Annotated in this window: 17 protein-coding genes; 11 read left to right on the top strand and 6 right to left on the bottom strand. The window is 40.6% G+C overall.

Annotated features, from left to right (window positions below; translation table 11 throughout):
* The first annotated feature begins 53 nt into the window (after positions 1-53).
* Complete coding sequence (gene ppk1, locus ACX0HA_RS12925; protein ID WP_458845711.1) at positions 54-2,060, top strand: polyphosphate kinase 1; 2,007 nt, start codon at positions 54-56, stop codon at positions 2,058-2,060.
* Positions 2,061-2,062: 2 nt separating this feature from the next.
* Here the strand turns inward: ppk1 and ACX0HA_RS12920 are convergent, their stop codons facing one another.
* The gene (locus ACX0HA_RS12920) at positions 2,063-2,407 is read right to left on the bottom strand and encodes a hypothetical protein (protein WP_458845710.1); all 345 of its coding nucleotides are present in this window, start codon (positions 2,405-2,407) and stop codon (positions 2,063-2,065) included.
* Between the two features lie 29 nt (positions 2,408-2,436).
* On the bottom strand, positions 2,437-3,003 hold the full coding sequence (locus ACX0HA_RS12915) for a pseudouridine synthase (RefSeq protein ID WP_458845709.1): 567 nt from the start codon (positions 3,001-3,003) through the stop codon (positions 2,437-2,439).
* Positions 3,004-3,079: 76 nt separating this feature from the next.
* Here ACX0HA_RS12915 and ACX0HA_RS12910 point away from each other — a divergent pair, with 76 nt between their 5' ends.
* Positions 3,080-3,535 carry an SRPBCC domain-containing protein gene (locus ACX0HA_RS12910; protein WP_458845708.1) on the top strand — a complete coding sequence of 152 codons (456 nt, stop codon included), beginning with the start codon at positions 3,080-3,082 and terminating at the stop codon, positions 3,533-3,535.
* Between the two features lie 45 nt (positions 3,536-3,580).
* On the opposite strand, the gene ACX0HA_RS12905 is transcribed toward ACX0HA_RS12910, so the two are convergent.
* On the bottom strand, positions 3,581-4,858 hold the full coding sequence (locus ACX0HA_RS12905) for an acetyl-CoA C-acetyltransferase (RefSeq protein ID WP_458845707.1): 1,278 nt from the start codon (positions 4,856-4,858) through the stop codon (positions 3,581-3,583).
* Positions 4,859-4,989: 131 nt separating this feature from the next.
* On the opposite strand from ACX0HA_RS12905, the gene ACX0HA_RS12900 reads away from it, so the two are divergent.
* Positions 4,990-5,319, top strand: coding sequence for a hypothetical protein (locus tag ACX0HA_RS12900; protein ID WP_458845706.1), 330 nt, complete (start codon positions 4,990-4,992; stop codon positions 5,317-5,319).
* 54 nt (positions 5,320-5,373) lie between these two features.
* Here ACX0HA_RS12900 and ACX0HA_RS12895 read toward each other — a convergent pair whose 3' ends face one another.
* Positions 5,374-13,197: a fibronectin type III domain-containing protein gene (locus ACX0HA_RS12895; protein WP_458845705.1), complete on the bottom strand. Its 7,824-nt coding sequence runs from the start codon at positions 13,195-13,197 to the stop codon at positions 5,374-5,376.
* A gap of 498 nt (positions 13,198-13,695) precedes the next feature.
* On the opposite strand from ACX0HA_RS12895, the gene ACX0HA_RS12890 reads away from it, so the two are divergent.
* The 8 genes from ACX0HA_RS12890 (at position 13,696) to ACX0HA_RS12855 (ending at position 21,870) form a co-directional block, all read left to right on the top strand.
* A complete protein-coding gene (locus tag ACX0HA_RS12890; RefSeq protein WP_458845704.1) occupies positions 13,696-14,709 on the top strand; it encodes an LLM class flavin-dependent oxidoreductase in 1,014 nt (337 codons plus the stop codon).
* 35 nt (positions 14,710-14,744) lie between these two features.
* Positions 14,745-15,767: an LLM class flavin-dependent oxidoreductase gene (locus ACX0HA_RS12885; protein ID WP_458845703.1), complete on the top strand. Its 1,023-nt coding sequence runs from the start codon at positions 14,745-14,747 to the stop codon at positions 15,765-15,767.
* A 270-nt stretch (positions 15,768-16,037) separates the two neighbouring features.
* Positions 16,038-18,200, top strand: a complete 2,163-nt coding sequence (locus ACX0HA_RS12880; protein ID WP_458845702.1) for a catalase — start codon at positions 16,038-16,040, stop codon at positions 18,198-18,200.
* An 11-nt stretch (positions 18,201-18,211) separates the two neighbouring features.
* Positions 18,212-18,808, top strand: coding sequence for a YciE/YciF ferroxidase family protein (locus ACX0HA_RS12875; protein ID WP_458845701.1), 597 nt, complete (start codon positions 18,212-18,214; stop codon positions 18,806-18,808).
* 385 nt (positions 18,809-19,193) lie between these two features.
* Positions 19,194-19,523 (top strand): hypothetical protein, encoded by a 330-nt coding sequence (locus ACX0HA_RS12870; protein WP_458845700.1) that lies wholly within the window; start codon positions 19,194-19,196, stop codon positions 19,521-19,523.
* 21 nt (positions 19,524-19,544) lie between these two features.
* Positions 19,545-20,426 carry an SDR family NAD(P)-dependent oxidoreductase gene (locus ACX0HA_RS12865; protein ID WP_458845699.1) on the top strand — a complete coding sequence of 294 codons (882 nt, stop codon included), beginning with the start codon at positions 19,545-19,547 and terminating at the stop codon, positions 20,424-20,426.
* A 30-nt stretch (positions 20,427-20,456) separates the two neighbouring features.
* Positions 20,457-20,681, top strand: a complete 225-nt coding sequence (locus ACX0HA_RS12860) for a hypothetical protein (RefSeq protein ID WP_458845698.1) — start codon at positions 20,457-20,459, stop codon at positions 20,679-20,681.
* Positions 20,682-20,700: 19 nt separating this feature from the next.
* The gene (locus ACX0HA_RS12855) at positions 20,701-21,870 is read left to right on the top strand and encodes a zinc-dependent alcohol dehydrogenase (protein WP_458845697.1); all 1,170 of its coding nucleotides are present in this window, start codon (positions 20,701-20,703) and stop codon (positions 21,868-21,870) included.
* 69 nt (positions 21,871-21,939) lie between these two features.
* Here ACX0HA_RS12855 and ACX0HA_RS12850 read toward each other — a convergent pair whose 3' ends face one another.
* A complete protein-coding gene (locus tag ACX0HA_RS12850; protein ID WP_458845696.1) occupies positions 21,940-22,665 on the bottom strand; it encodes a DUF72 domain-containing protein in 726 nt (241 codons plus the stop codon).
* Positions 22,655-23,117 (bottom strand): Fpg/Nei family DNA glycosylase (locus ACX0HA_RS12845; protein ID WP_458845695.1); only part of this gene is annotated, 463 nt, incomplete at its 5' end. The genes ACX0HA_RS12845 and ACX0HA_RS12850, both read right to left, overlap by 11 nt.

Raw genomic sequence — 23,117 nt, 5'->3', positions numbered from 1 at the left:
AATCTTAACCACGTTTAATGTAATAGTTCTTATTTTTATGATTATTTACTGCTATGTCTCAAACAGATACATTTTTACCAGGTCCGGTTTACCGCAATAGGGATATCAGCTGGCTGGAATTTAACGGGCGCGTACTCACGGAAGCTCAGGCTGATAATGTCCCCTTATTGGAAAAGGTGAGATTCCTTTCTATATATTCTTCCAACCTTGATGAGTTCTACCGCGTACGGATTCCTGCTCTCATGGCATTAAAAAAGCTGACAGGTAAAAAAGCAGAAGCCGACAGGAAGCTGTATAAAAAGATATTAAAGGACATCAATGAGATCGTGCATGAACAGCAGCAGCAGTTCGGTCAACTTTTAAAAGAAGAAGTGCTACCGGGACTTGAAGCCGAAAACATAAATCTCATTTATGACAAACCGTTTCCGGAGGCGACTAGGGAAAATGCCAAAAACTATTTCTTTACGCGTGTACTTACTTACATCAAGCGTATGGAACTCAATGCCGATACGAATTTCTTTACCGAAAACAATAAGCTTTATTTTCTGGTTTCGGTAACAGACGGTGATGGTAATGAATTCCTGCATATAGTGAATATCCCTTCCGGTGAGATGCCAAGATTTTATAGTATTGCAAAAGAAGAAACACAGTATATACTTTTTATAGACGACATCATTAAAGAAAATCTTGATGCTATTTTTCCGGATGCTGTTATCAATGGAGCCTATAGCTTTAAGATTACCCGTGATGCTGCCCTTGAATTTGATGATGATTATGAAGAAGGCCTTGCAGCACAAATGGAAAAAAAAATTGCGAAACGCGATTTTGGAATAGCTACCCGATTTCTGTATGATTATGCCATGCCCGAAGAGTATCTTCAGGTGCTGATAGAGCTTTTGCAGTTAAAAGGTGCCAACATTATTAAAGGGAGATCTCACCATAACCTTAAAGACCTTGCTGAACTTCCCATACATAACGCTGCCCTTGAATACCCAAAATGGACTTCGCTACCTTTTGTTTTCGAGGAAAGATCATTGTTTGAACATATCCAAAAGCATGATGTAATGATCCATACACCCTATGGTTCTTATGATACAGTGCTGCGTTTTTTTAATGAAGCAGCTATCCATAACGATGTTGAGGAAATTTTTGTAACCGTTTACCGTATGGCGCAGGATTCACGCATTGCCAATGCGCTTATCAGTGCTGCCGGTAATGGCAAAAAAGTAACGGTGATCGTTGAACTAAAAGCCCGTTTTGACGAATCAAATAACATTCGTTGGTCCAAAAAACTGAGTGAAGCCGGGGTTACAATTATTCACAGTGTTCCTTCACTGAAAATCCATGCTAAAACGGCATTGGTAAAATTCAGGAAAGGCTATAGTATTAAAGCATTGGGATTATTGGCAACCGGGAATCTTAACGAAACTACTGCACGTTTTTATACCGATCATATATTGCTTACTTCGCATAGCGGAATGACAACTGAACTTAAGCAGGTATTTAAATTTCTGAGCCTGATGAAAAAGCGTGAAGCAAAAGATGTCTATAAATACAAACACCTGCTTGTAGCACAATTTAATTTACGGGACAGGTTCTTGGAACTAATAGACAGGGAAATCAGTCATGCTATAAATGGACTTTCGTCCGGCATAACGATAAAACTCAATAATCTTGAAGAGCATGTACTTATAGATAAATTGTATGAAGCTTCGGCAGCAGGGGTAAAGATCAATCTGCTAGTTAGAGGAATTTGTTGTCTTTTACCGGGTATCGAAGGGTTGAGTTCAACGATTACCGTAAAGCGTATAGTTGACCGTTATCTGGAACACGGACGTGTCTTTATCTTCAATAATAATGGGGATACCGAGGTTTTTCTTGGTTCAGCCGACTGGATGAACCGCAATATATACAGAAGGGTAGAGGTGTGCTTTCCGGTTTATGATACTATGCTTAAAGACGAACTCATTCATCTCGTTAATTTGCAATTGCGCGAAGAAAGTACCGACGAAAAACGCTCGCAGGAAAAGATATATGAATTTTTAAGGGATGAGACTTAGTATTAATTCTCTTCGTCTTCTACCTGAAGTATGTGTAATATACGATGTATTACAGGAGCAAAGAATACGGCGGTTATACTAAGAAAAGCCACGCCGCTGTACAGTGCATAAATAGATGAAAATACTTTGGCAGCATCATTGGGCATATCCGAGACAGGACCCATTCCTGTCAAGATCATGGATGCCATATACAAACTGTCTACCCAGTTAAGATCGGCATAATGGCGATAGCCCAATACACCAACACCCACTGAAAATAGAATCAAGGCAATTGCTACAAGTGTATAGCGTCCCATTCGCAATGCAAAACGATGTACAGGTAGTACTCTTTGTCGGCGGTGTTCCATAAAGCTAAGATAAAAAATACTGTAGTAGCTTAAACATTTATTTCAGGAACTTCTCTTACTTCTCCCGGCTGTAAATTATCAAGATGCGTATTGCCAATTCGCACCCTTACCAAACGTAGTGTAGGGAAGCCAACAGCCGCGGTCATTTTGCGAACCTGCCTGAATTTACCTTCGGTTACGGTTATAGATACCCATGAAGTAGGGCCGTGGCGTTCATCACGAATTTTTCTGCCACGTTCGGGGAATTCCGGTTTTTCGGTTACAATATGCGATTCACATTGGCGGGTAATGTATTTTGTTCCCTTAAAACCTATTTCAACACCCAGTTTTAGTTTTTCTACGGCCTCCTGGGTTATGATGCCATCAACCTGTGCATAATATTCCTTTTCTACTTTTTTGCTGCGCACGATTTCGCTCATCATGCCATCAGTTGTAAGCAGTAGTAATCCTTCGGAATCTTCATCAAGTCGCCCGATAGCCATAGTGCCTTCGGGAAAACTGTGCAGCTCTCCCAATAGTTTTTTGTTGCGTTTAAGGTTATAGGTAAACTGGCTCAGGTAGCCAAAAGGTTTGTAGATTAGGAAGTGATGATGCATGAAGCAAAGTTAAACCTTTTCTAATGATGGTGAAAACTACTTATATTTGGTATACAAACAACAAACAGTCAGAATTATGAAACCTCAAATCCTTGAAATAAAAGCTGGTATCCAAATCCAAAAACCGGTTCATGAAGTCTTTGAAACAATAATCGATCCTCCAAAAATGTCTAATTATTTTATCGCTTATGGCTCAGGCCGTATGGAAAGCGGAGCAAATCTTATATGGCGCTTCCCGGAATTTGATACAGATGTACCTGTCAGGGTAGGTGAAGTACGTAAGGATGAATACGTTTCCTATTATTGGGATAATGGTGATAAAGAAACGCTGGTTGAAATGACCCTTACTGCAAAAGGCAATGACACAGTTGTAATCGTTACCGAAAAAGGAGCAGAGAATGATGAGGCGGGAATCAAATGGCTTAAAGGGAATACTGAAGGCTGGGCAAATTTTCTTGCTTGCCTGAAAGCATGGCTTGACCATGGCATCCATTTACGCAAAGGCGCTTTTGATTATATGTTCGAAAAATAATTGACATATTAATAAAAAATAGGCTATCATAAGATAGCCTATTTTTTATTTTTCAAGGATCATATTTATTCCCTGACCACCTGCTGCACAAACCGAGATAAATCCCCGGCCGCTGCCTTTCTCATGGAGCAGTTTTGCCATTGTTGCCAATATACGGCCGCCTGTTGCGGCAAAAGGATGTCCTGTAGCCAGACTGCTTCCATTTACATTCAGTTTAACCGGGTCAATCGAACCCAAAGCCTCAACTCCGAATGATGCCGATAACTCGGGGCTTTCCCATATCTTTAATATAGCCAGGACTTGAGCAGCAAAGGCTTCGTGTATCTCGTAGTAATCAAAATCCTGAAGTGTCAGCCCTGTTTTTTTTAACAGGCGCGAAGCCGAATATACAGGCGCAAGCAGGAGGTTATGTTTGTTTTCAACATATTCGATAGCGGCTAATTCAGCATGAGTGATATAGGCCAGTATAGGCAGATTATTTTGTTTAGCCCATTCTTCACTGGCAATAAGAATGCACGATGCACCATCTGTAAGCGGTGAGGAGTTACCGGCTGTCAGGGTTCCGTTTTCCTTGTCAAATGCAGGTCTTAATTTTGCGAGTTTTTCCATAGAGGTATCGCGCCTCATGTTATTGTCGCTTTTCAGTCCCAGATAGGGAGTCAGCATATCATTAAAAAATCCTCTGTCAGTCGCAGCAGCCATTTTGAGATGGCTTTGTAAAGAGTAAGCGTCCTGATCTTCACGAGATATGTTATAATATTTCGCAGTATATTCTGTATGTCCACCCATAGAAAGTCCTGTACCCGGTTCCAGATTTTCGGGAGCGACAGGGGTAAAATCACTGAAGCGTATTCCGGAAAGATGTTTCAATTTTTCAAAGGTACCTTTACTGCGGCGAGCTGATAGTAATATCTTTCTTATATGTTCATTAAATTCTAAAGGCACATTACTGGTAGAGTCAACGCCTCCCGCAATGCCACAATCAATTTGGCCGAGGGCGATCTTATTGGCAATGTATATCGCCGATTCAAATCCTGTATTACATGCCTGCTGAATATCACAGGCAGGAGTTTTAGGATCGAGTGATGTATGCAATACGCATTCGCGCATCATGTTTATATCCCAACTATGTTTTATTACCGCACCTCCGGCAACTTCACCCAGTTCTTTCCCCTGAAGTTTATAACGGTCTATAAGGCCATTAAGGGCAGCTGTCATCATATCCCTGTTGCCGGCAGTAGTATAAGCTGTATTATTTCGGGCAAAGGGTATACGATTGTAGCCTACAATGGCAACCTTGCGTGGTGGAGTATTGGTTTGCATAGCTGAAGAATTTTGGATAGTACTAAGGTACTTAAATTCTGTCAGAATGAAGTAAGGTAATACAATCTTAATATTAGAGTAATCACTTATTGTCTTAGTATTTCCAGATTTGCAATACCAAAAACAACAAGATGGGATTATTTGATAAAAAAGAAAAAAAACTAAGAAAAGAGCTTAATAAAAAAAACGCAGGATATTGTAGGGAAGGAGTGAAGGAACTTGAAGAACTTCATGATGAGCTTAAATCTGCATATAAAAAACTGGACACGATTGCTGAAGAGTTTTCGGCTTTTAAAGAACTGGTAGCCAAAAGTCTTAATGAAGATGACAATGCAAAGATGGAATATTTTCATGAGCGTTTCAGGCAGCTTGATAAATTATCACGAAATGCAGTGCGAGATGTAAGCGATTTGTTGAGAAACCAAAAGAAAAGGCTTAGAGAAGCCATAAATGATGAATAGTTAAAAGTAAAACAGCCCCGCATTGCGGGGCTGTTTTTTTATATGAATGTTGGTTTAATCCTGTCTGTTAATGTAGATCCATCCGGTTTCAGAACCACCGGCTGAACGCTCAATAACAAAATAGTATGTACCTGTTGGCAGCTCGTCTCCTTTGCTGTTCTGTCCAATCCATTCTTTTTTGTAGTTGTCTTTAGAATATACATCCTGACCGTAACGGTTATAGATTGTTAACTTTTTAACCCCCATGAATTCAAGGTCAAAGTAGTCATTAAAACCATCGCTGTTAGGTGATATACCTTTTTGTATTGTACAAGCAATACCATCTACAATAAACGATCTTGTAGTCTCACAACCATCTACAGTAACAGTTAACAGTACTTCCATTGGGAATGTATCTGTTTCAGGAGTGCTGTTAGCATATTCTGTTACGTTAAGGGTGTAAGTGTCAGTTCCGATAGTGCTACCTGATTTAGTAGACCATTTGAAAGAAACTGAAGGACCGTTGTCGTCAAAGTTGCCATTTGTCGGTGAAGCAGTTACAACATAAGAACTTCCATCACATTCGCCATTAAAGCCAAATCCAAGCTCAGTGCCAATTGTAAATGTATAGCTCGATTCACCATTTTTGATACAGTTAACAGGATCACCTGCAAAGGTGTACGTAACTGTATGAGTACCCGGCGCACTTCCTGAAATATCTACTAAACCTGTTGCAGCATCAATAATAAGGCCACTTGTGCCTTTGTATGTACCGCCTGGAGTAAAGTCAGGTGCCAGGTTTGGTGATGCATCTGCACCATTGTAACAGAAGCTGTTAGCATAATCAAAAGTAGTTACCGGAGTAAATACCGGGATGATACTTAATGTAGTGCTACTTACACCAGCAGCCACACAGTTTGGAACACTTTGATCTACTGTGTAAACTATGGTATAATCACCTGGTGCATTTGCAGCGATGTTAACTTCACCCGTTACAGTATCAATTATAAGACCATTATTTGCTGTAAACGTACCTCCTGCAGTAAAGCCTGTAGCAAGTAACGGAAGCTGGTTAGCCGTATCTCCACATACTGGTGTAGTATAAGAGAAATCGGTTACAGCCGGAGCTAGTGGGTCAATTATAATCTGAACAGATGTAGAACCACCTATCTTACATACCGCTGGGTTTGCAGTTATGGTATAAGTAACCGTATATGTATTTGGCGTACTTGCAGCAAGGTCAATTTCTCCTGTTGCAGGGTTTATTACTAATCCTGCCTGTGAAGAATAATATCCTCCTGTAGTATGTCCTGCATCCGGTACAGGAATTGGGTTAACATCCTCAATACATACTCTGTCTATAAGTGTAAAGCCTGTTAACGGTATATCTGAACCATTAACTGTAACAACAATCTCTGTCCTTGCGCTTTCGCAAGAGTTAGGAGATACCTGGCTTACAAAGTAACTAGTTACTCCCGCATCGGCAGTAGAAGGTGTTGGAGCAGTTGTTGATGCTGTTCCACCTGTAGGTACTGTATACCAGTTAAGCGTGTTGCCGGCAAGTGCTGTTGCAACAAGTGGCGCAGCTGTAGCATCTTCACAGTATTCGATAGCTGTTACCGGAACTACAGGAGTAGCAGGTATAGGATATACGTTTACTGTGATGGCAGTCCTTGGACTTTCACATTCAAGTACAGTATACTGTGATACATAATAAACAGTAGTACCCGGTACTGTTGTATCCGGAGTAGGAGCAGTTGTATCTGATGTACCTCCTGTTTCAGTCGTGTACCAGTAAAGCGTATTATTGTCTATTGCTGTAGCTGATAAAGCCGTCGGTGTTTCACCTTCGCAGTAGTCAATGGTTGTAATAGCTACAGGTGGAGGCACATTGCCATTATTGTAGGTCACTTTAATTGTACTGGTACAGTTTTGTGTTGTCCAGCTAAAGTAATAATCACCTGATGCAGTAAATCCGCTGATAGTTGTAGTATTAGCGCCTGGATTTTCAATGATGGTTTCACCAGGGTTAGTTGCTAAAGCTCCCCATTCTCCGGCACCTGCACCTACAACTGTTGTTGTATTATTGATACATGTCAAATCAGAATCTGATACTGAAACGATACTGTTATTAGCTTTAAAGTCAATTCCGTCAAGGAAGTTACCGGTAGATATATCATTTGTAAATGTAGAAACAGCTTTAAAGATAAAACGTGTTACAGGCTGATCTAACGGAGCTGTATATGTTCCCGTATATGTCGCCCACGCTTCTTTACCTGTAGAAGCAGTTTGGATTGATACATAAGGCCCGCCCGGAGGACCTGCCTGTACTTCACAAGTATCCTGTCCTATTCTTCCTTTATGTCCAAAAGTATAGGTAAATATAGTTCCTGAAGGAGATTCGTAATCCTGGTAAAGTCCAGAGGCCTGATAAGCATTCAATTCGACAAATTGTCTGCCTTCATAACCTGGGTGATTTTCATAATTAGGAACCGTCCAGAATTCCATTCTTTGATCCGTAGCGGTTGTTCTCCATCCCGGTACTATACTCTGATCAATTTCGGTATGTGGCCATGAGGTTGGTGCCTGTGTTGGTAGAACAGGATATTCAAAACTAGGATTTATAGTTGTAATAGCACAGTTATCTGCTCCACCTGCTGATGGAGGTGCCGGTGTATTAACACAAATTTTAAACGTAATGTTTTGATTTCCAGTTGTTGCATTCAAGTAAACTCTTACTTTATAAGTAGTCCCTGGAGCCAGGTTTTTAGCCATCATTACATTGGTTGTTGCACACCCCACCAACAATAACGATCCGCATACTTCACCCTGATATAATTCAATAATTACAGGCTGAGCACCGTTAACTAATTCTTTAATGCCAAATTCAGTAAGAGATATTTCATGTCTTTCTGAAGTTGCTACGAACTCGTACCAAACATCTCCTCCATTTGTACCACCACAGTTGAATGGTTGTGGAGATGGTGTAGCACCATTATACATAGCAGTAGAGAATTGTTCGCAATCATGGTTTACAGCGTTAGTCTGTAGTGTATAAGCACCAGTACATTCGTCATTGCCAATAGCAGTTTTGAAAGGGAACGGACCTGCCCACTTGCTCTTGTCGCTTGTACTACATACTGATCTTACATAATATACATAATTTGTAGATGGCTCTAAAGCCGGTGTTGTGTAAGCAAAAGGCTTAGATGGTGCACTTACTGCTATCGAAGAAGCGTTTGGTGCAGGTTGGCCCGGTTCTGTTACATAAACTTCCCAGTTATCAGCTGTACCAATCTCAGTCCAGTTGAAGGTTGCTCCAACTTGTGTTGGTAAAGTAGCGCTCAACGTTGTAGGTTTAGGACATGTTACTATAGATAAATTAATATTATCAATAGCTCCAGGAGGCTGACTTCCTGTGAAAGTATCATTTCTCCATTCAAATACTATACGCATTGTTGTATTAGCATAACCTGTTGAATTAAGAACGTAGTTAGCAGTTGTCCAGTTAGCATTGTTAGATAGTGTAGCTAGTAGCTCACGATCTCCGGCAGTTGGGATTAGTGCATTGTTTGGAGGAACATAACCACTTGGTACGCGCCATACTTTTATATAATCCACTCCGCTTTGTCCTAAGTTTTTCCAGTCAAAACTAAAGTCAAGAGAGGTTGTGCCAGGAGGAACAATGAAATCTTTATAAGCATGAACTACAGAAGCTGATGTTATTACGTAATTGTGGGTAGCACCACCAGTATTACTTATGTATAACGATTTTCCGCTACCATTACTTACTGCAGATCCCACAACCCATTTGTTTACAGCCGTAGTACTTTTGGTGATCCATCCATGTGTAGGGCCATTGAAGTTCTCATCATAGTTAAGGCTAACCGGGTTTAGTGGTGTGCTGAATTCAAATGGTCCAATCCATAAACTCTTATCAGTATCACCGCAATTATCCCTAACCCAGAAATAATAGTTAGAAGATGCAGGTAACCCAGAAAGCGTAACCGAAGGTGTTCCAACACTTCCTGAAGGAGTTGTTGTTGGTCCCGGAGGAGTCTGTGTTTGTGTGTAATAATATTCGTAGCCAATAGGTAAAACTGTAGGAGGTGTCCATGTAAATGTTATACCTGCAGCATTGTTAGAAGGCATTTGAATATTGCTAGGAGTAGGACAGGTAATAAGTTTAAAATTAATGTTATCTATCGCAGCAGGTGGCTGAGTACCTCCTCCGGCACTGTTTCTCCATTCAAATACTAAACGCATGGTCTGACCAAGTAAGCCTGTAGCAGGAAGTATCGTGTTAGAAGTTGTCCATATTGAGCTATCCTGGAAATTACCTCCAACCGGTATACGGCCAGCTGCAGCACCAATAGGAGTTCCCGGAACCGGTATGAAACTTGTAGGTACTAACCAAATTTTGAAATAATCAAGATTGGCTTCACCAACACTTTTCCAGTCAAATGAAAATTGGAACTGATCACCAACAGGAGGGAAGGTGATATCTCTATAGGCATGTACTACCGAAAGCGTAGCAACATTATACGCATTGCTTGCTCCATTGTCATTGGTAATATACAATGAGTTTGGTGCACTATTGCTTACAGCTGTTCCTACTACCCATTTGTTCGCTTGCGTTCCATTGACAAAATCCCAATTATGAGGGTTCATGTCAAAGTTTTGGGTATAGTCTATAGTAGCAGGAATCTGTGGCGTTATAAAGCACACAGGACCTATCCATTTACTTGTAGAGGTAGAACAGTTATTTCTTACCCATAGACAGTATGAAGTTGAAGGAGGTAAGCTATTAAGCGTTAACGCATTTGTAGACGTTGTCCCAGTTGGAATTGTCGCACTTGTAGGTACCGTTGAGTCAGGGGCAAGATAATAATCATAGCTTGATGATCCTGTAAAAGGAGCTGTCCATGCAAAAGTTGCCTGCGCCATTGTCAGTGTGTTCATTACAAGAGCTGAAGGCAGCGGACAAGCTATAACTTTAAAGTTAATGTTATCTACAGCTGCAGGCGCTTGATCACCGATTGATGGGTCATTTCTAAACTCAAAAATAAGCCTTCTGGTGCTATTGCCTATACCTAGTTGAGCTGCCTGAATAAGAAGTGTCTGGTTTGTCCAGTTGTTATTCAGTGAAAGCGCTCCACCAATTTGTATAGCATTGGCAGTAGTCATTTGATTTCCAGGAACAGGAGTGAAAGCAGTTGGTGCAATCCAAACCTTAAGCCAGTCATACGTTGTGCTTTCACAATTGTTTTTCCAGTCAAAAGATAATTCCAGTTGATCTACACCGGGAGGTATCGTTATATCCCTGTATGCATGTACTGCCGAAGTAGCATTTATGTTATAAGTATTTGTAACACCATTGTCCTGAGAGATATACAATGAACTTGTTGCGCTGTTATTTACCGCAGTACCAACTACCCATTTATTGGTTTGGTTACCATTACTCAATGCCCAGCCATGAGGGCCAAGGTCGAAATTCTGAACATAGTCCATTGGAGCAGGAATCTGAGGCGATATAAAGTTTAAAGGACCTGACCATGTACTTGTATCACCTGTTCCACAATTTGCCCTTACCCAAAAAAAGTAATTGGTTGAAGGCTGAATTGCTACTCCTGTGGCTGTAGTTGTTGCCGAAGTTCCCGTAGGCAGCGTTCCGGCAAGCGGAGTATCAGTAGATGATGTAGTTAAATAATAATCATATCCATTTGCAGGAACAGATGTAGGAACCGTCCAGCTAATATTTACCGTACTGTTAGTAAGCGTATTTGCAACAATTACCGGGTTTGATGGCGCCGGACATGTTATTACGGTAAAATTAATATTATCTATAGCTGCCGGAGGCTGAGTACCTGTAAAGGCATTATTTCTCCATTCTAATACAAGTCTTCTTGGTGTTCCGCCAAGACCAGTAACATTGACTACGCCATTAAAAGTACTCCATGCTGCGTTTCCTGTCAAATCGCCACCAATCTTTAAGTTAGGGGCCGCATTTGCTAATTGTGTTCCCGGAACCGGAAGTACATTTATTGGTATAAGATATGCCCTGATGTAATCATTACCAGCTTCTCCAACACATTTCCAGTCAAAAGCAAGATTTAAGCTGGTAGCTCCGCTAGGAATTATTAAATCCCTGTAGGCATGTGACACCGAAGCCGAGGTAATTGTGTATGTATTGGTCAGGCCGTTATCATTACTTATGTATAATGATTTTGTACTCGCATTACTTACTGCGGTACCAATTGCCCATTTGTTATTTTGATTAGTATTTAACAATGTCCAGCCATTGGGTTCTGTTTCCCAATTTTGAGCATACGGTATGTTGTCAGGAATTTGAGTTGTACAAAATCCAAATGGACCAGCCCAAATACTGAAGTTTCCATCGTTACAATTAGATCTTAGATAGTATTCGTAACATGTAGATGATGTAAAAGGTACACCAGCAGAAGTTGATGATACTGTCACTGCGTTAGACGTTACGTCAATTCCATTTCCTGTAGGTAATCCTGATCCGGCAGGAACTACGGCTAATTGCCATGCAGTATATGTTCCTGCAGCCCATGAAAGATCTGCCGAAGAAGCAGTCATATTTGCAGCCGTAAGTCCTGTAGAAGGAGCACAAAATACCTGTTGTATGCTAAGTGTATATGGTGTTGTCGCTACTGCTGAACTGCTTGAAATAACAATATATATACTGTTGCCGGCAATTACAGGTAAAGAAGCAATGTCTACGTTTCCTATTCCACCGCCAATACAGGCGATACCAATGTCGGCGCAGTTATCATATACAAACATAGCCGCACCTGTAACTGTATTGGTAAGTTTAATATTTAGGTTACCCGATACAGTAGGTGTATATTCATAAACAACATCATTACCTGAAAGATAAGTTCCTGTTGCTCCACATGTTGTGCCAGGACCACCTTCATAATGGTCGGCAAAATTTGATGTGTTATTAGATGTTGAGAAAGGCAATGGTGTTACAACCAATGGGTAGCTACAATCTTCACCTAACTTGGCGGTATCAAAATAGACGGGGCCTATCCAGTTACTTTCGCCACCATCACTACATTTAGCCCTAATGTATGCTTTATAAGTTGTATCCGGAGTCAGGCCGTTTTTTGTATAAGGCGGAGGGCCAGTATGAATTTCACCTGTTCCTGTAGGACTTAATAGTTCCTGAACAACTTCAATTTCCCATGCCGAAGCAGCAGCCCCACCATTGTTTGTCCAGGTAAGCGAACCTGAAGTCATGGTAGTCCCGGTTACCGAGAAAGCACTTGGGTCAATACATTGTGAAGTAACTTTTACATCGTCGATAAGCCAACGATCCATGTTCTTGCCTTCCATCACAAAGGCTATGTGTACAGAGCCGGTTATTGCAGGTAACGTTAATACTTTTTCATAATACGTTGTCTGTAATGGGTTGTTTAGGGTTGTTTCACTCCATGTCTGCAGGTCTGTATAGGCTGCAAGGTTCGCAGGATTGGGATCCGTCGAGATTTTCACCTTATAGATTGAGCCCTGATCAAGCGTCAAAGTTAATCTTGAAAAGAAACGAAGCTGCGCGTTGGCAGGCATGACAAAGTAAGGAGTAATAAGCCAGTCCCTAGGGATGGGACATGTAGCACATACATTATCGTTATCTAAAAAGGCAGAGTACGATCCTGTGTGTGAGGGTTTTTGGTTGGTTGTAGTCTGTTGGATCCACGTTACAGCAGGACCAACTTCATTGATTACTGTCCAATTTGTTAGGCCGGGCGGCCCCGGCGGTGCCGGCGGTGTACCTACCCAGGGAGTTTCGAAACTCTCGAGGGGTAAGCCTTGGGCATAGCCACAAATTGACAGTAGTGATACAATGATCAATAATGTAAATTTTTTCATAAAAGATAGTTAATATTAGGTTTAAGAAACTAAAACTAACTAAAAAAATGAATCTTAACCATAAAATGTTAATGATATTACATTGGAATGTATAAAAGAAACAAAATAGTGTTAAAATGTTATACGCTTAACTTTGCAATATATTAATATAACTTTTCCTGTAAAAAATGTCAAAAAATTAAACTAATTGATACCGCTAATTAACATTGAAATTTTTAAGAACGAGAGTAATATTCTATTTTATTGAATTTCACTACTTTGCTGTAATTGCATCAATAATTTGTATTTTGGATATTAAACTATGCAGAGAAACGATTCTGTAAACGAAGAGAAGCTGTCCGCTCCCGCTAATATCTACTAAATCACATGACAAAACAACCGATTAACCGTAATTCCTGACGTATCATTACTTTGGCATGTTTTTTATGACTATACATTAATCATAAGAGCACACCTTGATACTTATAAATAATCCAAACACATCAGGTGTAAATAATCATGGAAACAACAAAAAAAAATATAGCATATTCTATACTGGACCTTGCCATCGTCTCAAGCGGAGTAACGATAGAACAAACATTTAAAAATAGCGTTGACTTGGCTCAAAAAGCTGAGCAGATGGGTTACAATCGGTTTTGGCTCGCTGAACATCATAACATGGTACATGTGGCGAGTGTAGCCACTTCAGTGCTCATTGGACATATAGCAGGAAATACAAAAACCATTAGAGTAGGTTCAGGCGGAATTATGTTACCTAATCATTCACCGCTTATTGTGGCTGAGCAGTTTGGTACATTGGGCCGGCTTTATCCTAACCGAATCGATTTAGGGTTGGGCAGGGCACCGGGTACTGATCAGATTACGGCACATGCCATACGCAGTGACAGGATGCAGGCAGTAAATAATTTTCCCGGCGAAATTGAGGAGATACAGAAGTATTTTTCAATAGACAATGAATGGTCGCAGGTACGTGCTGTTGTAGCTGAGGGTATTGATGTTCCGGTGTATATTTTGGGCTCCAGTCTGGACAGTGCACACCTTGCAGCAAAAATGGGTCTGCCTTATGCTTTTGCAAGCCATTTTGCAACAGGGCTATTATACGATGCCCTGGATATCTACAGAAGAGAATTTCAGCCTTCGGAGTACCTTGACAAGCCTTATACTATAGCTGGTGTAAATGTTATTGCCGCAGATACGGATGATGAGGCTGAGAGGAATTTTACATCGCTCATTCGTATGTTTCTGGGAATACTAACAGGTAAGAGGGAACCTTTGCAACCACCTATGGAAATGACCGATGAATTGATGATGATCCAGCATAATCCTGCAGTACGTGAAATGCTCAAATATTCTTTTGTGGGCAGGAAAGAAGCGGTAGCGAAACAGCTCGATAAATTCCTTCAGGAAACAGGAGTAGATGAACTTATGGTTGTATCTAACATGCATAAGCATAATGACAGGATACGATCTTATGACATACTGTCTGAGATAATTAACGAGCGGAATAATTAATATGATTCGTATATTTGATATATAGTAAAACAGCTATGAAAAAAATAGGATTTTTATCATTTGGCCATTGGGCCGACCATCCTTCCTATCAGGCCCGTACGGCAAGCGATACGCTGCTTCAGTCTATCGATCTGGCAGTTGCTGCTGAGGAAATAGGTTTGGATGGTGCATATTTCAGGGTACATCATTTTGCTAAGCAGTTGGCTTCGCCTTTCCCTTTATTGTCGGCCATTGGCGCTAAAACTAGTAAGATAGAGATCGGCACGGGCGTAATCGATATGCGCTATGAGAACCCTTTATATATGGTTGAGGATGCAGGTGCTGCAGACTTGATATCAGAAGGGAGATTGCAATTAGGAATCAGCCGTGGATCACCGGAACAGGTTATTGAAGGTTGGCGCTATTTCGGCTACGAACCTGCAGAGGGTGAAACCGATGCTGATATGGGACGCAAAAAAGCATTGGAATTTCTACACAGGCTTGATGGTGTTGGATTTGCGGATCCAAACCCCAACCCGATGTTCCCAAATCCCCCCGGCTTATTACGACTAGAACCACATTCTGAAGGATTGAGAGATAGAATATGGTGGGGAGCCGCCTCTAATGCTACTGCTGTTTGGGCGGCCGAAAATGGTATGCACCTTCAAAGCTCTACATTAAAATTTGATGAAAACGGTAAACCTTTCCACATACAACAAGCTGAACAGATCAGGTTGTATAAAGAAGCCTGGAAAGAGGCAGGACATAAGCGAGAGCCTAGGGTTTCAGTAAGCCGCTCCATCTTTGCTCTTGTCAATGACCAGGACAGATATTATTTTGGAGACCAGGGTAGAGGTACCGATAGCTTTGGCTACATTGAAAGTGACAAACGGGCTATCTTCGGAAAAAGCTATGCGGCAGAACCGGATAAGCTCATCGCAGAGCTTGCGCAGGACGAAGCTATTCAGGAAGCGGATACAGTGCTGTTGACCATACCCAACACTATTGGAGTTGATTATAATATACATGTGCTGTCGGCTATTATGGAACATGTTGCCCCGGCACTTGGCTGGCGATAAATTTATTCAAATAAACTATACAAAAAATGCCCCTGCAATTGCAGGGGCATTTTTTGTATAGAAATAAACAGTTACACTGATGCCGTACTTAATCAAAAATATCCAATAACTGGAGAGAGAGTAGTTATTAGGAGTGCGTCAGGTTATGATAATTCTTTAAAGTCTTCTTAAATTATTGATTGTCAATATTCTTTTGGGATAACATTGGCAACATTGGATATATAAAGGGTGAACTTTAAAAATGCTAATTATCAAACAGTTAAAATTTTTATGAAACAGAATAACACACCTTTAAATGACCAGGAAGCAAAACAAAAAGATCTGCTGCCTGATAAATCAGATGCAACAAACAAATTCCTTACAACCGATCAGGGTGTAAAGATTAATGATGATAATAATTCTCTTAAAGCAGGAGAGCGCGGTCCTTCACTTCTTGAAGATTTCATCCTTAGGGAAAAGATCACTCATTTTGACCATGAGCGTATTCCTGAAAGGATTGTTCATGCGCGAGGGTCGGGTGCTCATGGCTACTTTGAAGTAACCAATCCCATACCTCAATTTACCAAAGCAGGGTTTTTACAGCAAGCAGGACAGAGGACACCTGTCTTTACACGTTTTTCTACCGTAGCAGGCTCAAGAGGTTCAACTGATCTTGCCCGTGACGTAAGAGGATTCTCAGTTAAATTTTATACACAGGAAGGTATATATGATTTTGTGGGTAATAACATCCCTGTCTTTTTTATACAGGATGCTGCGAAATTTCCCGATCTGGTACATGCAGTAAAACCTGAACCGCATAATGAGATTCCGCAAGCTGCCTCGGCCCACGATACTTTTTGGGATTTTATTTCCCTGATGCCGGAATCGACACATATGATCATGTGGCTGATGTCAGACAGAGCCATTCCGAGAAGTTATCGTATGATGGAAGGTTTTGGTGTGCATACATTCCGTTTTATAAATGAAAAGAATGAATCTCATTTTGTAAAATTCCATTGGAAGCCAAAATTGGGCACTCATGCAGTTGTTTGGGATGAAGCCCAAAAGATTTCCGGTAATGATCCTGACTTCCATAGGCGCGATCTTTGGGAGGCTATTGACACAGGTAATTTCCCTGAATGGGAACTTGGAGTTCAGATAGTGCCTGAAGCTGATGAGCATAAATATGAATTTGATTTGCTTGATCCTACTAAGATAATTCCCGAAGAATTGGTACCGGTTACTATCATCGGGAAAATGGTTCTTAACAAAAACCCTGATAATTTCTTTGCAGAGACAGAACAGATTGCTTTTCATCCCGGTCATGTAGTGCCGGGTATTGATTTTACTAATGATCCATTATTACAGGGAAGGCTTTTCTCTTATACAGATACACAACTTTCCCGCCTAGGCAGCCCTAATTTTCATGAGATACCTATTAACAGAAGCATTGCACCTGTGCATAACAACCAGCGTGACGGGCACATGCGCCAGGAAATCAACGTTGGCCGCGTAAGTTATTCGCCAAATTCATTAGGCGGAGGATGTCCATATCAGGCAAAAATTGCCGAAGGGGGTTTTTCGAGCTTTAATGAGCGAGTTGATGCACATAAGGTACGCCAGAGGAGCGATAGCTTCGCTAATCACTTTGGTCAGGCTAAACTGTTTTTCAACAGCCAGACACAAGTGGAGAAGGACCATATTGTAAGAGCATTGCGTTTCGAACTCGGAAAAGTGGAAACAACAGCTATCAGGATTCGTATGTTAGGTATTCTTTCACAGGTAGATATGGCGCTTGCAGAGAAAGTAGCACAAGGATTAAGGCTAACAGTACCTTCAGCTCCGGAAAAACCTATGAATCATGGCGTATCACCGGAAAATCTGGGAGGAGAGCAGGAACCTAAAGCTGTAGACCCTTCAGTAGAATTTTCCCAGGCACTGAGTATGATTAATAATCCAACAGTAAGCCCAACCATAGCATCGAGAAAAGTAGCCATTGTATGTGCTGACGGTGTGGATGAACAGGCAGTACTAGATATAAAAATGGCACTGATAAAAGAAGATGCCAAAGGATTTGTTATAGCACCATACCAAGGTAATGTTAAAACAGACAAAGGAGGAGAGATAGCTGTTGATTTCAGTTTTCTTACCTGCTCTTCGGTCTTATTTGATGCTGTTTATATCCCAGGAGGACAGGGGCTTAATGAACTTTCGCAGGATGCCGATGTGATGGACTTTTTAAATGATGCTTACAGGCACTGTAAGGTAATTGGTGCTCAGGGAGATGGAATAGAATTGCTGTCAGGCACTGCGTTTGCCAACAAAATAGATAACAATGACGAAGGCCTGGTAATGGAAGAGGATACACAAAGCCCGGATTTTGCAGCAAACTTTATTGCTGCTATGGGCAACCACCGTATCTGGGCAAGGGAAGCAGCACTATCAAACAACTAATTAATTATAATATGAAAAATACAGATAATAAAAATTCAAATGCTTCTGCAAAAGCTAATATTCCTAATAATGGTATGGTTGCTCCCGCTGCCGATGCAGCAGGTGAACTAAAGGATCTCTTTATAGATTCCTTAAAAGATATTTACTGGGCAGAAAATGCTCTTTTGTCTGCTTTGCCTAAAATGATTAAGAATGCCACTTCACCGCTTTTAGCCTCGGCAATCAAAGAACATTTGGAAGTAACAAAAAACCAAGTGGTACGCCTTGAGACTGTTTTCGAATTACTGGGCGAAAAAGCCGAAGGTAAAAAATGCGAAGCTATGGCTGGGCTGTTGAAGGAAGGAGACAGTATTCTTGAAGAAACTATTCCGGGTCCTGTAAGGGATGCAGGCATTATTGCTGCTTCCCAAAAAATTGAACACTATGAGATCGCTACCTATGGAACCCTTTGCGCATTTGCAAAAACTTTAGGTGAGAATGATGCGGCAAAACTACTTACACAAACGCTCGCTGAAGAAAAAGAAGCTGATAAAGTATTAAGTGATACTGCCTGTGGCGCTATTAATTTAAGTGCTGCTGATAACGTAGCACATGATACGAACGGATAATAATTAGCAATGAATACTAAAACAAAAAATTATGTCAAAAAGCCAGGATTCAAAGAAAGGCAGTAAAAAGGAACCCCTTAAAACTGCAAAAGAAAAAAAAGAGGCCAAGAGGGATAAGAAGAACAGTAAAAGTTCAGAATAAAACTTAGATGGACAATTTATGGCAAGCACACATCAGCCCCGGCGATGTGTGTTTTTTATTTTTTAGAGGTTTCCAACCTGTAATTGGCAGGTATTAAATTAACGCATGGTTAACGCCGTCACAATTTTTGGTCTGGACTTTAACTCTGCCTTATCACTTATTAACGAATACAGGTAAAATGCTTAACTACAATGGGTTTACCTTTACAATACATCAATAAATATTAATTTAAAAATTTATACCATGTCAATTATTCAAAATGATCATTCGGAAGGACCGGTTGCAAAAGCCATAGAAAAACAAACTGCAAAACTACCTTCAGATTTATTTCTATGGGCAGCTGCTGCATCAATGGCCGGATCGGCAACGCTAAAATGTCTGGGAAGAGATAAGAGTGCTCTGTTTGTAGGCCAGTGGGCTGCACCATTTTTATTATTAGGTATTTACAATAAAATAGTAAAGGTTGAGGGGAGCGACAAGAAAACCAAACATACATCTGCCTCAGTCCCTGTCGCTGCAGAGCAACACCCTATTAGTGACTATGCAGAACCTGAAACTGATATTACTGTATAACATCCAACTAAAACAACAACTATGGAAAAGAAACATGCATTAATTACCGGAGCCACAAGCGGCATAGGCTACGAATTAGCAAAATTATTTGCTAAAGATGGTTATAACCTTGTGTTGGTTGCACGTAATGAAGATAACCTGCAGCAAACTGCAAGGGAAATGGAACAACTCAACAGCGATATCCATACACACATCATTGCTGCCGATCTTTTTGAAGAAGGAATAGCACAAACAATATATGACAAAACTACGGAACTGGGCATCACAGTTAATGTGTTAGTTAATGATGCTGGACAGGGTGAATGGGGAAGGTTCATTAAAACCGACCTGGAACGTGAGATCGATATTATTCAGCTCAATATCGTTTCGTTAGTAAGCCTTACCAAATTTTACCTTAAAGAGATGGTTGACAGAAATGAAGGCAGGATACTTCAACTTGCATCGTCGGTTTCTAAAGCGCCCTCACCTTATCTTTCGGTATATGCTGCTACAAAAGCATTCGTACTATCATTTACTGAAGCTTTAAGTGAAGAGCTGAAAGAAACAGATGTAACTATTACTGCATTACAGCCAGGGGCCACTGATACTGACTTCTTTCATAAAGCTAAAGCTGAAAATACCGTAACATATAAGGAAAGCGACCTGTATACAGCAGAAGAAGTGGCAAAATCAGGATATGATGCATTAATGGCCGGAACTACCATAATCAGCCCGGGCTTTATGAACAAGACGCAAAAAGTAATGAATACCATTATGCCCGATAGCGCTATTGCTGCCAATATGCATAAACAGATGGAATCGAGCATGAAAGAGGATGGCAGGGAAAACTCATCCCATGCAGCCTCCCAACGCGAGAGAAGCAGCATTAACTCCAAAAGAGAAGGCGTAAACGGAGATTATTAACCTTAAGTGATACTAAATTAATGACTTATCATGAAAAAATTTAAAATTATATATGTATTGCTTGTAGTAATAACTGCAATTACCTATTCATGTAAAGACAAATCGTCTACCAATGAAGAGTCATACGGGCCAACAGAAACTTCAAGAGATGCCACACCAACTGAAAATGACAAAGCTACAAATAATACTTCTGCTCATGAAACCGGCCCCGGTTCGGCAACTGTAGGAGATACCCTCAATAAAAAAAATAATTAATAACTTCAACCGACAAATTATGAAAGCAGCAGTTATACATGCTCCGGGAAAAATTTCCTGTGACAACATCGATGATCCGTCGATACTGAATCCCGATGACATAATTCTGAAAGTTACTTCAACAGCAATCTGTGGGTCTGACCTGCACATCTTTTCCGGCGGAATCCCCCAACCAAGACCAATGGTTTTGGGTCATGAATTTATGGGAATAATAGAGGAAGTTGGTAAAGGTGTTACACATCTGAAGCGTGGTGACAGGGTAGTAGTACCTTTTCCTATTGCATGCGGTTCATGCTTCTTTTGTAACCATGAACTTCCGGGACATTGTGAGAACAGTAACCCTGAGCATTATGGACCTGAAGGCGGTTTGCTTACTGAAAAAGGCGGTGCTCTTTTTGGCTATACTGACCTTTACGGAGGCTATGATGGGGGACAGTCGCAATATGTACGTGTGCCTTATGCTAATTTTGGACCGCGTGTAGTGCCGGACAATCTTACTGATGAACAGGTACTTTTCCTTACTGATATTTTCCCTACAGGATATACCGGAATTGATTGGGGAGAAGTAAAAGGTGGTGAGACTGTTGCTATTTTTGGTTCAGGCCCTGTTGGCATAATGGCAGCTAAAAGCGCATGGCTTAGAGGTGCCGCCAGGGTTGTAATTGTAGATACGTTGCAATACCGACTTGATAAGGCAAAAGCAACAGCCCATTGTGAAACCATATTATGGGAAGATGGCCCTAAGGGCGTGGTAGAGCAGATACGAGCTATAACGCAAGGACGTGGAGCAGATGTTTGTGTTGATGCAGTGGGCTTTGAACCCGAAAGGAGCTTCCTGGACAAGGCAAAAGCGGTGGTGAATTTAGAAAAAGGTTCGGTAAAAGTGCTGGAAGCCTGTATGAGTGCTGTTCGCAGAGGAGGTATTGTTTCTGTCCTGGGAGTATATCCTACAACGTATGACAATTTTCCTGTGGGACAATTCTTTGATAAAGGCATTATCATGAGAGGCGGACAGGCACCGGCTCACAAACATATCGATAAGTTATTGGGCTATGTAAAAGAAGGAAAAGTAACGCTTGATGATATTATTACCCATAGGTTGCCGCTTACCGAAATTGCACACGCATATGATATTTTCAATAAAAAAGAAGATGGCTGTGTGAAAGTTGTTCTAGACCCCTGGGCATAAATAATAAATCTTTCATTGAATTTATGGGCCTGTTGCAATTAATTGTAGTAGGCCTAAATATTTATCAGATTAATCATTCATCTTCTTAGCCTCTAATGCATTAATGATCCCGGCAGTTGATGCAGTATTATTGAAATATATATAAGCTTGCCTGAAGTTTTGACCTTTAACCTCATTATATAAGTTTTCAATTTGCTTTCTGGTATATTCAGAATAGAACAGCTTAGGGTTACCATGCATCCTTACATAACCTGTTTGGGTTGTTTTAATCACATTAGTTGGAAGTTTAGGATAATTTACACTGCAAAAGGCAATGTTATTGGCACTCAGTATTTTTATCACATCTTCTATCCACCAGCTTTCATGCCTGAATTCCACTACATTATTAAATTCAGAGTTGGCAGCCATAATTACCGTTTCAAGTCTTTCGGGGCTATAAGTGAAACTAGGTGGTAATTGAAAAAGTACACAACCCAATTTATCTTTAAGCCCATCGCGAGTCACATTATAAAACTTTTCAATTTCTTCCTTACAATCTTCCATTCTTTTAATATGGGTAATTGTTTTTGGAACTTTAATGCTGAATACAAAGTCATCAGGGGTTTTATCATACCAGGATTCGAGACTTTTCAACGTAGGGAATCTGTAAAATGTAGCATTAAGCTCATAAGTATTGAAATGCTTGCAATAGTATTCAAACCACAGCTTTCTTGGCAGGTCTTCGGGAAAGAAAAGAGGTTGCCAAGATGCTGTAGCATAACTTGAACATCCGATATTTATGGTTTTATCTTTCATAGAGTTTCTGGCAGTTAGTACAAAAAAAGCTTCGGCGTTTCTTGGTTCCGGTGTATTCCTTATACATTGGGAGGTCACAGCGTTTACAAATCTTTTTGGTGTGTGCGAGCCAGTGTTTTTTTAGTGTGCCTTCATTTTTCCATTTCAAAAAATCAAAACTGTACTGTCTCGCTTGTTCTGCAATTTCTTCAAGCTTTTTCTTCGGGATATTTCCTGTACGTGATTCAGGATGAACATGCACCCTATATAATACCTCATTTTTAATTATGTTGCCAACACCTGAGAAAATATCCTGTTCCAATAATGCATCGCATATCATCATGTTAGGTTTATGACTGACCTTTTCAATGGCTGCTTTTTCGTCCCATTCGTCCTGCATTACATCGGCTGACCAGTCATAATGTAAACTAATATCACCTTCGAGTACTTTTACTGCTGCTGTATAAATGTTG

The sequence above is a fragment of the Flavobacterium hauense genome (assembly GCF_054457175.1).
The sequence above is the reverse complement of the archived record's forward strand: the minus strand, read 5'-3'. Positions and strand labels throughout refer to the sequence as shown.

Coding starts and splice junctions, on each gene's coding strand:
- ppk1 (WP_458845711.1), top strand. CDS start 54: ATGTCTCAAACAGATACATTTTTACCAGGTCCGGTTTACCGCAATAGG.
- ACX0HA_RS12920 (WP_458845710.1), bottom strand. CDS start 2,407: ATGGAACACCGCCGACAAAGAGTACTACCTGTACATCGTTTTGCATTG.
- ACX0HA_RS12915 (WP_458845709.1), bottom strand. CDS start 3,003: ATGCATCATCACTTCCTAATCTACAAACCTTTTGGCTACCTGAGCCAG.
- ACX0HA_RS12910 (WP_458845708.1), top strand. CDS start 3,080: ATGAAACCTCAAATCCTTGAAATAAAAGCTGGTATCCAAATCCAAAAA.
- ACX0HA_RS12905 (WP_458845707.1), bottom strand. CDS start 4,858: ATGCAAACCAATACTCCACCACGCAAGGTTGCCATTGTAGGCTACAAT.
- ACX0HA_RS12900 (WP_458845706.1), top strand. CDS start 4,990: ATGGGATTATTTGATAAAAAAGAAAAAAAACTAAGAAAAGAGCTTAAT.
- ACX0HA_RS12895 (WP_458845705.1), bottom strand. CDS start 13,197: ATGAAAAAATTTACATTATTGATCATTGTATCACTACTGTCAATTTGT.
- ACX0HA_RS12890 (WP_458845704.1), top strand. CDS start 13,696: ATGGAAACAACAAAAAAAAATATAGCATATTCTATACTGGACCTTGCC.
- ACX0HA_RS12885 (WP_458845703.1), top strand. CDS start 14,745: ATGAAAAAAATAGGATTTTTATCATTTGGCCATTGGGCCGACCATCCT.
- ACX0HA_RS12880 (WP_458845702.1), top strand. CDS start 16,038: ATGAAACAGAATAACACACCTTTAAATGACCAGGAAGCAAAACAAAAA.
- ACX0HA_RS12875 (WP_458845701.1), top strand. CDS start 18,212: ATGAAAAATACAGATAATAAAAATTCAAATGCTTCTGCAAAAGCTAAT.
- ACX0HA_RS12870 (WP_458845700.1), top strand. CDS start 19,194: ATGTCAATTATTCAAAATGATCATTCGGAAGGACCGGTTGCAAAAGCC.
- ACX0HA_RS12865 (WP_458845699.1), top strand. CDS start 19,545: ATGGAAAAGAAACATGCATTAATTACCGGAGCCACAAGCGGCATAGGC.
- ACX0HA_RS12860 (WP_458845698.1), top strand. CDS start 20,457: ATGAAAAAATTTAAAATTATATATGTATTGCTTGTAGTAATAACTGCA.
- ACX0HA_RS12855 (WP_458845697.1), top strand. CDS start 20,701: ATGAAAGCAGCAGTTATACATGCTCCGGGAAAAATTTCCTGTGACAAC.
- ACX0HA_RS12850 (WP_458845696.1), bottom strand. CDS start 22,665: ATGAAAGATAAAACCATAAATATCGGATGTTCAAGTTATGCTACAGCA.